Raw genomic sequence first — 13,198 nt, 5'->3', positions numbered from 1 at the left:
AGGAAAGGAGCACCAATGTTCTGGGAAAAGCGCAGGCAACTATCGCTGCCAAGACCGGCAATTAAAAAGCCGGAGCCGCGTGAGGTAACCGATGCTGATATTGGAATGAGCCCGGAGGAGCTAGAGGAATACACCCAACTTATACAAGCTGTTGGGTGTCACTTGCCTACGGTTTTGCGGAGAGCGATATTGTTCTTTCTGAAGACACAAAAGATCCTCATTTATAATCCGCAAGAGGTTTTTGGTTTTCTTAACCTTAGGCCGCGCAAAGAAGTACCCGACAAAGTGATTCCGGATGATTCACCAGAAGACGCGTCTATTTATCGTGAGTGGGTTTGGAAAGCATTACGGCCCAGAGATAAGATTGATGGGTTTAAGTTTGGCGGGGAATCTTTCTCCTATCAGTATGGTGGTTTTTATAGTAGTTTTAATCCTTATGCGAGAGAAATACCGCTAATTGATCTTAGAACTATAGCAAGTCTTAAGAAAAACTTTTCTGATCAAAGTGAGGATCGTATACATTTCTTTGTGAGTGACGTGTATAAAGCAGAGGAACGTTTTGCTGGTGACCCGCACTTTGTTATGGTATATCAACTTGAAATCGGAGGCATCATTTTTGGTTTTTGGGAGGAGGGTAAATCAAGTACTGTACCCCAAGCAAAAGAGGCGTGACCCGTCGGTCGCGCTTTTTAAATTTTGGGATTATGGTATACTGTATGTTATGGAAGACCAGAAAGAAAAAGTTAACGAACTGGAAGTTAAGATCCGCCAATTGGCGGACCGGCTTTGACATTGCCGGAAAACAAGAGGAAATTTTGAAAATTGAACAGGAGATGCAGCGCCCAGACTTCTGGGCAGACAAAAAACGGGCAGCAGAGCAAAGTCAGGAATTGGCGGCATTAAAGCGCGAGTCTGAACGGATTGAAAAGATGGCAGCCGAAGCCGCTATGCTCAAAGAGCTCCTGGAAGTTGGCGAAGGAGAGGCAAAATTAGCGGAAGAGGTTGCAGCTCTTGATAAGAAAGTAAAAGAAGCGGAAACAGAGCTTTATTTTTCCGGGAAGTATGATAAGGGCAATGCCGTACTGTCAATTTATTCCGGAGCAGGAGGTAAGGACGCCGAAGACTGGGCAGCTTTGCTTTTACGGATGTACCGGCGTTTTGGTGAGAAACGCGGCTGGAAAACAAAGACCATACATGAGCATTGGGGTGAGAATCAAGGGCCTGGGGGCTGGGGCATAAAAAATGCTACTATATTAATAGTAGCTCCCCACGCTTACGGGTATCTGAAAAAGGAGTCCGGAGTGCATCGGCTGGTGCGTATTTCGCCTTTTTCGGCGCAATCGCTCCGCCACACTTCTTTTGCCTTGGCTGACGTTATGCCGGAATTTGTCGCCCCGGAAGAAGTTGAAATTAAACCGGAAGATTTGAAAATTGATTTTTTCCGTTCCTCCGGACCGGGCGGGCAGAATGTAAATAAAAGAGAGACTGCGGTGCGGGTCACGCATTTGCCAACCGGAATACAAGTTGCTTCGCAAGTTGAGCGAACGCAGGAACGAAACCGGGAGCTGGCGCTTGGGCTTTTGCGTTCGCGGCTGTATCAATTTGAGCTGCAGCGTCAGGAAAAAGAACGGCAAGGAATTCGTCAGGAAAAGGTAGCAGTGGAATGGGGTAGCCAGATCCGTTCTTATGTTATGCATCCGTATCAGATGGTGAAGGACCACAGGACAGGGGTTGAGACTTCAAACATTGATGCGGTATTGGACGGTGGGTTGGGTGAATTTATTGAAGCAGAAGTGAGTAGCTTATAGCTTATAGCTTATAGCTTATAGGGAATTCCTAGCAGCTAAAAGCTAGCAGCTAAAAGCTGTTAATATTGATTTTTTTTGACAACATCTCCAAAATCTATAATCACAACTCCGTTGCGTTGAAAAACGTAACTCTTCGGATTCAGCCCAAAGAATTTATTTCTATTGTCGGATCCTCCGGCGCCGGAAAGACCACGCTTCTTAAGCTTTTGATACGCGAAGAAGAGCCGACCGAGGGGAAAATTTTTCTGGACGGCCTTGAAGTTACTTCGGTGCCCAGAGAAGATCTGCATCACGTGCGTCGGCGCATCGGCACCGTGTTTCAGGATTATAAACTTCTGACATCCAAGACTGCCCACGAGAACGTGGCTTTTGCCATGGAGGCAGCGGCCAAGCATGACGAGGAAATTGATGAAGACGTGCCGCAGGTGCTGGAACTTGTAGGCTTAAAAGATAAAATGAATAATTTCCCCTATCAGCTTTCGGGCGGTGAGAAACAGCGGGTGGCCATTGCCCGCGCGCTTATTAACCGGCCCGAAGTTTTACTGGCAGACGAGCCCACCGGCAACCTTGATCCCATAAATACTTGGGAGATCATAAAACTTTTACAAAAAATCAACGACCTTGGCACTACGGTAATTTTGGCCTCGCACGATAAAGAAATAATTAACGCCATTGATAAAAGAGTGATAGTATTAGATAAGGGGGAAGTTATTAGCGATCAGGAAAAGGGTAAATATCTGGTATAAATTATGTTTAAAGTGACACTGCGGCGCATTTTTAGATCCGGGTACTTGAGTTTCCGACGCAACGGTTGGCTTTCTACGGCAACAGTTTTGGTGTTGTCGCTTGTTTTGTTTGTCTTGGGCAATCTGATTTTTGTGGGTGCCCTTGCCAATACCGTGTTGTCGTCGCTTGAGTCCAAGATAGACATCAGCGTTTATTTTACGACCGATGCTCCGGAACAAAATATTCTGGCAGTAAAGCGCGATATTGAGTCGTTGTCCGATGTCTCCGAAGTATCCTATGTGTCGCGTGACAGGGCCCTTGAGGAATTTCGTGAAAGACACAAAAATAACGCCCTTATTGCCGGAGCATTGGATGAGCTTGGCGACAATCCTTTGCAGGCGAGCTTGAACATAAAAGCCCGCGACCCCTCCAACTACGTATTGGTGAGCGATTTTCTCCTGAAAAAAAATTATCCCACCGTAGACAAGGTGAATTATTTTGAAAACCAAAAAGTGATTGAGAGGCTCGGCGCAATTTTGGGGACCGTGCGGGGAGGAGGGGCTATGCTTGCGATTTTTCTTGCTTTTGTGGCGGTGCTCGTTGCTTTCAATACCGTTCGTCTTGCGATTTACACCATGCGTGAAGAGATCGGCATTATGCGCTTGGTTGGCGCAACCCAATGGTTTATCCGAGGGCCGTTTTTGGTGGGTGGAGTTTTATACGGCGTAGTCGCCGCTGCCGCCACCACGCTTGTTTTTTTCCCTTTGATATGGTTGGCATCGCCCAAGATTTCTCTGCTTGTTCCTAGTTTTGACCTCTTTCAGTATTTTCTTTCCAACTTTTTTGAGTTTTTCCTGATTATGCTTTTTGCGGGAATTCTATTGGGTGTCACCTCAAGTTTCATTGCAATACGGCGCTACCTTCAGATCTAAATTTTGAGATTTACACATTTTGCGTTATAATTTAAAACGCCTTGATAGGCGTTTTAAAAAATTTCTTTCCAACACTGCGGGGTCGGCTAATGGTAGGCCACATGCCTCTGAAGCATGTTATCTTGGCCCGCCCCCACACTCAAACGTTCGGGGGTCGTCTAAAGGTAGGACGCGAGGCTCTGAACCTCGAAATTGGGGTTCGATTCCCTGTCCCCGAGAAATTTATCCCCCCACCTTCCCAGAATACCCCGCTGGGAAGGTGGGGGGATTTATGAGTGTGGGGGTTTACCAACGTCAATCTTATCGCAGCATTGTGCCGATGCGAATTATGAGTGCGGCCAGAGCATTGGTAACCACAGTTTTATAAAGAGGAGTAAATTGATGTTCGGCGATCGTAAATACGGTTGTGACCACCAGAAGAATTAGCCAAAGAAAAGCAAATGCGTCTCGCCAGCGTTTGGGCGCTGTATTTCCGCGGCGTCGCTCAATTTCTTTTACTACTATATAAATACCAAGTATTCCAAGATAGGGCTCGGAGAGAGCTTCAATGATATGCGGCAGAACATCCGGCACATTTTTTTCTAGGAAGAAAACTGCGGCTGTTGTGCCAAGATAAAGATAAGTAACGAGAGTGAGTAGGGACGAAAGAATGCCAATAATATTTTCGCGTACATAGTCTTTTGTGACACGATATAAAGTAGCGAGAAGCGGTTCCCGTTTTTGAGGAAGTTCGTTACTGTCAGTAGTATCTTCTAAAAATAGTAAGTGTGCCCACCAAGCCATACCTTGGCCGCCTCCAAACCAGCCAAAGTACAGCGCGGTGTCCCGATCTTATCCATACTATTTCCAGCAGTTACCCACACCTTGTAAACAACCAACCCCCACTTGTGAGTAAGTGGGGGTTGTCAAAGTGCTTGACAGCTTTTTTATGATCCAGGTTTTTCAGGTGCCCCAGTGATAAAAACCTTATAGGCGTGCAATTTTTGCATCGTCTCTTCTTATTATAACACAGCGAAACGTGGTGTAGTATCTTTTATCCCCCCACCTTCCCAGAATACCCCGCAGCTTGGCCTACTCCGCGCGCCGTCGCCAAAGCTATAGCGGCGTGCGACCGTAGTCCCGCTAGAAGCGGGACGAAGGCTGGACTGCGGGGATGAATGGGTGCCGTAGAAATCCTTCCCGCGGGGTCCAATACCCCGCTGGGAAGGTGGGGGGATTTATGGATTTCTTTTTTTATCACCCCACACCTAGAAAGTCATGGACGCTCGTCTCCAAACCAAATTTTAATGTGGGTGTGCACCGGAGAAGTATCGTGTGGAAAAGTACACTTGTTGCAGATTTAGCATTGTTTTACGTTTAGGGTATGGGTTTTAAATACTGCTTGTTTGTTTTAACTCTTTTTGCGGCGCTTCTTGCCGCCAATTTTGTATTTGCTCAAAACCCTCCATCCTCCGACCTCCAAGCTTTAATTCGTGAACTTCAAGCCCAAATCCAAACACTCCAAGCGCAAGTAAGAACCCTTCAGCAGGAACTGGGTAAAACTCCGGAACCCCCTGTTGTTCCGGCAACAAGCGTAGCCGAACCCGCTCCGTCTTCTGCAGCAGAAATACCATTGTCTCAACCAGAAACCGCTCCTCCGGAACTCACCCGCTCCTTATCTCGGGGATCATCCGGAGACGATGTTCGTCGCCTCCAGGAATTTCTAGCCAAAGACAAAGAAATTTATCCGGAAGGCCTAATTACCGGCTTTTTCGGCCCCCTCACCGAAACTGCAGTAAAAAAATGGCAGGAAAAACAAGGGATTGAATCAGTGGGGATTGTGGGACCCAGGACCATTGCCAAATTCCAAGAACTAGGCAGGGGAGTTATCCAAGGACTTTTAGAACGGGGAGCCGGAGCATCAGGTGTTATTCCTCCGGGACTTCTGACTGCTCCCGGAATTGAGAAGAAACTTGCCACGACCACCCCAACTCTTTCTGCAACAACTACCTTGATTGCTCTTCCGCCATCAACTTCAGCGACAACCACTACCACATCCGGGACAATTCCCGCAGTCCCTGCAACTCCGGCCTTACCCGCCCAGCCCGTAAGCGGTGGTGGTATTACTACTTCAGCAACGCCGGCAACTTCTGCAACGCCGGCAACCACATTCGTATCTACGACCACGACCACTACCACTACAACAACTGCCGCTTATACTCCACCCACTTCGGTAACCGCCACTCCGGGCGCTGGAAAAATCACCTTAAGCTGGCCAGATTCTGGGGCGCCATTATACTGTGTTTACAGAAGTGTCAATGGGGGCTCTTTTCCAACCGGCGCCTGCGGTGTTTGGATCGGTTCTACGTTAAGGAGCGGCTCTACATATACCTATAATGATACGCATGTCTGGGGTTCAGTTGGGGATGAGGCTTTTGTCAGCGGCTATTCCTACAAATACAAGGTCTTTGGGTGTAGCGGTAATTATACGTGCGCGGGTGCTACGGGCACAGAGTCAAATTCAGTGATCTACGGTTCCTCCACTACTGCTCCTTCTGATGTCACGCCGCCAACGATTTCAAATCTCTACACCACGGGAAGTACTGATTCCGCTTCCACGAGCGTATCTATAATTTGGTTCACGAATGAAGTAGCTGATTCACAAGCTGAGTACGGCCTTACAACTTCTTACGGCAGTAATACGTCCCTGAATACTAGCATGGTAAATTCACATGCGGTTACGCTTTCACAATTGCAGCCAAGCACCACTTATTATTTCCGCGTTAAATCTAAAGATGCGGCTGGCAATATGGCCACCTCCACCGGTTTGTTTACTACCGATCCGGCGCCGCCCCAAATTTCTAACGTTCAGGCAACAAACATCACTCAAAATTCCGTCACCGTAACCTGGACTACGGATGGGGCGTCAGACAGTAAGGTGGAACACGGACAAACCGCTATCTATGGCTACTCGGTTTCTTATTCAGAACTTGTCACTTCTCACTCGGTTACGATTCCCGGCCTGCAGGCCGGTACAACGTACCACTACCGTGTATTATCCAAAGGCTCGTTGGGTATAAGCGCCACGTCTGATGATTTTACTTTTGTCACTTTATCCGCAGCGGCTTCTTGGTTGAAACTTTTAGGGGGCTCGGGTTTTGATTCAGCCGCAGGGGTGACGGCTGATAACTCTAGCGGAGCTATTTATATTGCCGGTACCACTGATGGGGCCATAGATGGACAAGCGCCGGTAGGCTCAGTCGCATTTGACTACGATGCTTTAGTAGCTAAATACGACAGTAGCGGGAATAAAATCTGGGTCCGTCTGGTAGGATCATCAACCGGCGGAGACAATTTTACCAGCGTTAAATCAGACGGTCAGGGGAATATCTATGCGGCAGGCCATGCGGCAGGATCCATAGATGGGCAAACTTATGTTGGAAGCAGTGATGCGTTGCTTGTAAAATATGACGGCAACGGGACAAGATTATGGACTCGTCTGATAGGTACGTCGGGGCTAGACCGCTTCTGGGGCGTTTCTGTAAGCCCCGTTGATGGAAGCATTTATGCCGCTGGTGATGCTTCGGGATCCATAGATGGACAATCCTTTGGAGGGGATTTGGATATTCTGCTGGTGAAATACGACAGTAACGGAACCAAACTTTGGTCACGGCTTTGGGGTGGCTCTACAGCCGAGCGAGCCAGAGCAGTTAATTCTGATAGTTCCGGCAATGTCTATGTTACCGGTAATACTGGCAGCGCAATTGATGGACAAACTTTTGCGGGTGGTAATGACATGTTTCTTACGAAGTATGACGCTAACGGCAATCGTATTTGGACAAGACTCTTGGGGGCTTCGGGGACTGACGCGGGGAACGGGGTGGGTACGGATTCCTCCGGTAACATTTATGTTGCTGGTGAGACCGCTAGTGCGTTAACAGGTCAGACTTCTGCCGGAGCCGTTGACGTTTTTCTTGCAAAATACAATAGTTCAGGGACTCTAGTCTGGCTTCGACAGTTTGGAAGTTACGGCAATGACTGGCCGAATGGTCTTGCGGTTTCGGGATCAGGCGGTTCCTTTATTGTCGGGGGCACTGATGGGCCGCTGGACGGCAAAACCAATAGCGGCAGTCGCGACATCTTTACACTAAGATATGATGCGAGCGGCAATAAATTATGGTCGTACCTTCTGGGTACTTCGCAGTTAGACACGGGTAGCGCGATAGCTTTGGACAATTCGGGAAATCCTTTTATAACCGGATATGTGGAGGGCTCTTTGAATAACTTAAGTTTTGGCGGGGCAACAGATATCTTTTTAGCCAAACTTGATTCCAGCACCGGGAATCTTGCGGTTGCAGAATTACCCGCGGTTTCAACCAATAAACTCATCGCCTCCATTACCGAGTCGCTAAACGCGATTCTGGAAAGGTTAAGAAGTTTGCTGAAAGGTTTGAAGTAGATGCAAGCGGTGTTCTTTGAGTAACCGACCCCGGAGACGAGAGCTTCCGTTTCGCAGGAAGCTCTCGCGTCTTGATCGCAGAGCCCGCGGTGTATTCTGCCAGAAATAATAAAACCGTCCCTCTGCCAATGGCAGAGGGACGGTTTTTACGCTTCGGTTTTCTAATTTTTAGTCGGTTTCTTCCCCTTATTTTCAAACCATGATAATATATCTGTCATGGACTTTTTAGTGGGATTTGACCTTGCTTTATTGATTCGAACGGTCGGCTATCTCGGGCTTTTTGGGATTGTTTTTGCCGAATCCGGGCTTTTGCTTGGCTTTTTTTTGCCCGGGGATTCGCTTCTTTTCACCGCCGGACTTTTGGCCTCACAGGGATTTTTAAATATTTTTACCTTGATAATAATTTGTTTTGCCGGAGCGGTTTTGGGGGATAGTTTTGGTTATGCTTTCGGTAAAAAAGTCGGTCCAAAAATTTTTGTCAAAGAAGAGTCATTCCTCTTTCGCAGGGCCCACCTGGAACGAGCCCGGAGATTTTATGAAAGATATGGGGGGGCGGCCATTATTTTAGCTCGTTTTATGCCCCTGGTTAGAACTTTTGCGCCGATTCTGGCCGGAGTTGGCGAGATGCGTTATAGAACTTTTCTCTTCTACAATATAATAGGAGGTTTCTTCTGGGCTGTTGGACTTACGCTTCTTGGTTTTTATCTGGGGAGTGTTATGCCGGAAGTGGACAGATATTTATTACCCATTATTGGATTTATTGTCTTTTTATCTGTATTACCCGCTATTATCCATCTTGTTCGGGGTGAGCGCCCCACGTTGTAAATGGAACAAAACGTTCAAAAGCCAACCAAAATATTCGGCCTTTCCAGAAACGTAGTTTCTATGGGTGTTGTTAGTTTCCTGAATGATTTATCTTCGGATATGGTTTTTCCGTTTATCCCGATTTTTCTTACTTCTGTTCTTGGAGCGACAGCCACTTTTGTGGGATTAGTGGAGGGTGTGGCCGACGCAACGGCCAGTATCCTGAAAATTATATCAGGCCGCTTGTCTGATAAAGTACGCAGACGCAAGCCTTTTGTGGTGTTTGGCTACAGTCTTTCTGCTTTGGCCAAGCCCATTCTGGCTGTGGCCGTTGCTCCGTGGCATGTATTGGCGGTCCGCTTTTTGGACCGCGTAGGCAAGGGTACACGCGATGCGCCGCGCGACGCGCTCTTGAGTTTTTCAACGGATAAAAAAGATGTTGGCCGCGCCTTTGGATTTCACCGGACCGCGGATACGCTGGGCGCTGCGGCCGGGCCGCTTTTAGCCTTTTTGCTCTTACCCCTTATTGGCAATAATCTAAGAACGCTCTTTTTGTTATCTTTTGTGGCAAGTTTTTTTGCGGTGCTGATACTAAAGCTTACGGTACGGGAAGTCGGCAACCACGTGGAGCAAACTGAGCGGCCCAAATTTGAGTTTAAATACTTGGGACTGCCTTTTGTTGTATTTCTTATTGCCGCAACGATTTTTTCTTTGGGAAGAGCCTCGGAGGCGTTTTTACTTCTGCGTGCGCAAAACGTGGGAGTCGCTTTGGCACTTCTCCCCATTATTTATTTTGTCTATAATATTACGCTGGCAATTTTTTCCACGCCGGCCGGCATGCTTTCCGATAAAATCGGCCACCGCAATACTTTTATGATCGGGATGCTGATTTTTGCCGCAACTTATTTTCTTTTTGCCGGCGTATCCTCGGTCTCTACCGTTTGGCTGCTTTTTGCGATGTATGGACTGGCTGCTGCTTTTATAGAGGGCGTGGGGCGCGCGATTGTGGCGGACTTAGTGGAAGAGAAATGGCGCGCGACCGCCTACGGAATGTATAATGCCTTCACCGGCTTTGCCCTTCTTCCCGCGAGTTTAGTTTTTGGATTTCTTTGGGACAAGTTTGGCCCCGCCGTGTCGTTTCAATACGGCGCGATATTAGGCGTTGTGGCTTTTATAATTTTTCTGTTTTTACGTATGAAAAATAGTCATCACGAGGGCGTTGACACTCGCCAAGAGAGCGTTTAAGATTAATTATTATGTTTACAGTAGATAAAAAATTCCCTCATTTTTCCCTTGAGGTTTATAATCCGGAGAAAGAGGCGATTGAGCGTATTGACAATAAAAATTTTGCCAAGCGCTGGCTCATTTTATTTTTCTATCCGGCGGATTTTACTTTTGTCTGCCCCACGGAATTGCGTGATCTTAAAAAATTTCAGTCCGAGTTTAAAAAATTAAAGACCGAGGTGGTGGTAGCAAGCACGGATACGGTTTATACTCACAAGGCCTGGGTTGAAACCGAGGGGCTTCTGAAGGGTCTGCCATTTCTTATGGCCGCGGATCACAATGGTAAATTTTCCCGCGAGCTTGGGATTTACAATGAGGAAAAAGGCATGGCGCAGCGCGCTGTGTTTATAGTTGACCCAGAGGGAGCTTTGCGGGCCGTAGAAATTGTGACTGACGTCATTGGACGCAATACTGCCGAGATTCTTAGAAAACTAAAAGCTTTGCAATATGTTAAGAGTCATCCCGGCAATGTTTGTCCCGCCAGTTGGGAAGAAGGGGAGGCAACGATTAAACCCTCTATCAAAAAAGCCGGTAGGGTTTATCAAGAGTTAAGGTAAGTTTCTATAGAGGTCCGACCTCTATAGAAAAGGCTTATATATTTTTAGATATAATCGGACTAAAAGTATCCGAAATTATGAATCCCGATAGTGATAAAGTTCATACCTGCCGGGGTTATAATATGTATAATTACTATGGGAGTAAGTTATTTATCAAGTCTAACCGTAAATCCCGTTAGAGATATGGAACTAAATGCGGTTTGTAGGATATCAATGTATGCGGAACGCGTCTTACTGCATGTTTCCATACGTAATAAATCTCTAACGGGATAAATCACTATCGGGATGAAAAAGCGTTTTGATTACGCATTAATATTAATTGAATACTTGAAGCAGAAGAAAGAAACGTTCGCGGACGTACGGACCGTAGCCGGGGAGTTCCATCTCCCCCGAGCGTATCTTGAGAAGGTTGCGCAGGAACTTAAACACGCCGGTTGGTTAGAGTCTCGCAGGGGCGCGGGTGGTGGTTATAGACTTGCAGAAAGTCGCCGGGCGGCTTCCGTTGGAAACCTGATTGATTTTTACGCGCCGATTTATTCACTTTGTCCGGTGTTAAGGACTATTAAAAAATTATGAGGGAAGTTTACCCCGTTAGAGATTTGTTCAACAAATCATCTAAGGGGGTGATATTCTCCACAGTTAAGAACATGACTGAAAAGGAAGCTCCAAAATATATCTCTAACGGGGTATATCTTGATCACGCGGCAACAACGTATCTTGATCCTCGGGTCGCCGAGGCAATGGAACCGTATTGGGAAGAAGAATATGGTAATCCTTCAAGTTTATATCGTCCCGGGCGCCGAGCTAAAGAGTCGTTGGATAGTGCGCGTTCAGTCGTCGCGCGGCTTTTGAATTGCAAATCCGAAGAGCTTGTGTTTACCGGAGGAGGCACAGAAGCAATAAATCTTGCCATTTTTGGGGTTGCCCGAATGTATAAGGATCAAGGGAGGCACATAATTACTTCCAAAATTGAACATCATGCCGTATTGCATTCTCTGGAAGCGTTGGAAAAAGAAGGATTTTCCGCCGGGGGCGGACCAGCCTCTGGCTGGGAAGTAACTTATCTTGATGTGGACGAATACGGTCTTGTTCGTCAGGAAGAAATAAAAAAAGCTATTCGCCCGTATACGATTTTGGTTTCAATAATGTATGCTAATAACGAAATTGGGACCATTGAGCCGATTGAGGAAATTGGGAAAATAATAAAAGAGATACGCGAGGAACGAAAAGTCGCAGGTAATCCGACTCCGATCTTTTTCCATACCGATGCCTGTCAGGCGGCCGGTGCATTGGATATGGATGTTCAAAAACTAGGAGTTGATTTACTGGCCATGAACGGGTCAAAAATTTACGGGCCCAAAGGAGTTGGGTGTCTATATATCCGGCGCGGCATCCGTTTAAGGCCCTTGATTTATGGCGGAGGGCAGGAAAATAATCTGCGCTCCGGCACGGAAAATATCCCGGGAATTATAGGGTTTGCCAAGGCGTTTGAGCTGGCGCAAGAAGAGCGCGAAAAAGAAAACGCTCGGCTCCTAAAACTTCGCGATTATTTTATCAGCGAAGTTATGAAGCGCGTTCCCAAAATTGTTTTGAACGGGCACCCGAAAAAACGTCTCCCCAATAATATAAATATTTCGGTTCTGGATATTGAGGGTGAAGCCGTGATTTTATATCTTGACGCTAAAGGAATTTATATTTCCACCGGATCTGCCTGCACCTCAACTACGCTTGACCCCTCACATGTGATTTTGGCCATAGGTCGGCCATACGAATACGCACATGGCTCGTTGCGGTTTACTTTAGGCAGGCGAACCACCAAAGAAGATTTGGATTATGTTTTGGAAGTTTTCCCGGGAATAGTGGAGAAACTGCGAAAAATTTCTCCAGTGCGGCTGGAAATCGGGCAAAAAACCGTAAGTCATCCGGAGGCCTTTGCGGGACAAGGATCAAAAATCAAAGTCGGCGGTAAAAATTATAAATAATGGAATCAAAACCTAAAGTTGATACCAGCGCCGATGTTGTGAATCAGTTCACCGGAGAAAAATGGTACTACACCGACATTGTCAAGGATCACTTTTTCAATCCCCGGAATTTGATGCTGGAGGACCCGGATGAGTCGCAGTATGATGCGGTGGGAATGGTGGGAAGCCCAGCATGCGGAGATCTGATGAAGATGTGGTTGAAAATTGAACCGGAAACTGAAAAAATAAAAGAAATGAAATGGCGTACGTTTGGGTGCGGCTCGGCCATTGCCGCAACCTCTATGTTTTCCGTGATGGTGACTGAAAAAGGGGGGGTGCCAATGGATGAAGCGTTGAAAATCAAGCCCCAGCATATTATGGAGCGGCTCGGCGGATTGCCGAATAGAAAAATCCACTGCTCGGTCCTTGCTGATAAGGCCTTCCGCAAAGCTGTCAACGATTACTTCCGCAGGACAGGGCAGCATAAGCGTATTATAATAGAAGGAGCGCGCGTGATTGACCCCAAGTTAAATATTACCGATAAAGACATTGAGGAGGCGGTGCTGGAAGGGGCGGTGGATCTTGACGGCGTGCAGAAAAAATTAAAAGTAGGTGTTGGTTCGCCGGAAATCATCACCGAGGTCGAACAGCTAATTCGTTTCTATAAAGAAAAATATTACGGATAGTT

At 46.9% G+C, this 13,198-nt stretch carries 12 protein-coding genes and 1 tRNA gene; 12 read left to right on the top strand and 1 reads right to left on the bottom strand.

Annotated features, from left to right (window positions below):
* Window positions 1-15: 15 nt before the first annotated feature.
* The 5 genes from HYW89_01085 (at window position 16) to HYW89_01065 (ending at window position 3,684) form a co-directional block, all read left to right on the top strand.
* Window positions 16-672 (top strand): hypothetical protein, encoded by a 657-nt coding sequence (locus HYW89_01085; protein QQG45516.1) that lies wholly within the window; start codon window positions 16-18, stop codon window positions 670-672.
* Between the two features lie 44 nt (window positions 673-716).
* Entirely contained in the window at window positions 717-1,808 is a 1,092-nt protein-coding gene (prfB, locus tag HYW89_01080) for a peptide chain release factor 2 (GenBank protein ID QQG45515.1), read from the top strand.
* Window positions 1,809-1,873: 65 nt separating this feature from the next.
* A complete protein-coding gene (gene ftsE, locus HYW89_01075) occupies window positions 1,874-2,554 on the top strand; it encodes a cell division ATP-binding protein FtsE (protein ID QQG45514.1) in 681 nt (226 codons plus the stop codon).
* A 3-nt stretch (window positions 2,555-2,557) separates the two neighbouring features.
* Window positions 2,558-3,466, top strand: coding sequence for an ABC transporter permease (locus HYW89_01070; GenBank protein ID QQG45513.1), 909 nt, complete (start codon window positions 2,558-2,560; stop codon window positions 3,464-3,466).
* A gap of 147 nt (window positions 3,467-3,613) precedes the next feature.
* Window positions 3,614-3,684 (top strand) — tRNA-Gln (locus HYW89_01065).
* Window positions 3,685-3,766: 82 nt separating this feature from the next.
* Here HYW89_01065 and HYW89_01060 read toward each other — a convergent pair.
* Window positions 3,767-4,249 (bottom strand): hypothetical protein, encoded by a 483-nt coding sequence (locus HYW89_01060; GenBank protein ID QQG45512.1) that lies wholly within the window; start codon window positions 4,247-4,249, stop codon window positions 3,767-3,769.
* Window positions 4,250-4,829: 580 nt separating this feature from the next.
* Between HYW89_01060 and HYW89_01055 the strand changes: the two genes are divergently transcribed.
* From HYW89_01055 to HYW89_01025, 7 genes are all read left to right on the top strand, one after another.
* Window positions 4,830-7,904 (top strand): SBBP repeat-containing protein, encoded by a 3,075-nt coding sequence (locus HYW89_01055; GenBank protein QQG45511.1) that lies wholly within the window; start codon window positions 4,830-4,832, stop codon window positions 7,902-7,904.
* A 228-nt stretch (window positions 7,905-8,132) separates the two neighbouring features.
* Window positions 8,133-8,729, top strand: coding sequence for a VTT domain-containing protein (locus HYW89_01050; protein QQG45750.1), 597 nt, complete (start codon window positions 8,133-8,135; stop codon window positions 8,727-8,729).
* Complete coding sequence (locus tag HYW89_01045) at window positions 8,730-9,953, top strand: MFS transporter (protein ID QQG45510.1); 1,224 nt, start codon at window positions 8,730-8,732, stop codon at window positions 9,951-9,953. It begins immediately after the preceding gene.
* Between the two features lie 11 nt (window positions 9,954-9,964).
* A complete protein-coding gene (locus tag HYW89_01040) occupies window positions 9,965-10,549 on the top strand; it encodes a peroxiredoxin (GenBank protein ID QQG45509.1) in 585 nt (194 codons plus the stop codon).
* Between the two features lie 285 nt (window positions 10,550-10,834).
* On the top strand, window positions 10,835-11,125 hold the full coding sequence (locus tag HYW89_01035; protein QQG45508.1) for an Rrf2 family transcriptional regulator: 291 nt from the start codon (window positions 10,835-10,837) through the stop codon (window positions 11,123-11,125).
* A gap of 98 nt (window positions 11,126-11,223) precedes the next feature.
* Window positions 11,224-12,531: a cysteine desulfurase gene (locus HYW89_01030; protein ID QQG45749.1), complete on the top strand. Its 1,308-nt coding sequence runs from the start codon at window positions 11,224-11,226 to the stop codon at window positions 12,529-12,531.
* A complete protein-coding gene (locus HYW89_01025) occupies window positions 12,531-13,196 on the top strand; it encodes an iron-sulfur cluster assembly scaffold protein (protein ID QQG45507.1) in 666 nt (221 codons plus the stop codon). The genes HYW89_01030 and HYW89_01025 overlap by 1 nt, the downstream gene beginning before the upstream one ends.
* The last annotated feature ends 2 nt before the right edge of the window (window positions 13,197-13,198 follow it).

The organism is Candidatus Sungiibacteriota bacterium (assembly GCA_016432465.1).
Taxonomy (GTDB): domain Bacteria; phylum Patescibacteriota; class Minisyncoccia; order Sungbacterales; family HO2-52-23.
The sequence above is the reverse complement of the archived record's forward strand: the minus strand, read 5'-3'. Positions and strand labels throughout refer to the sequence as shown.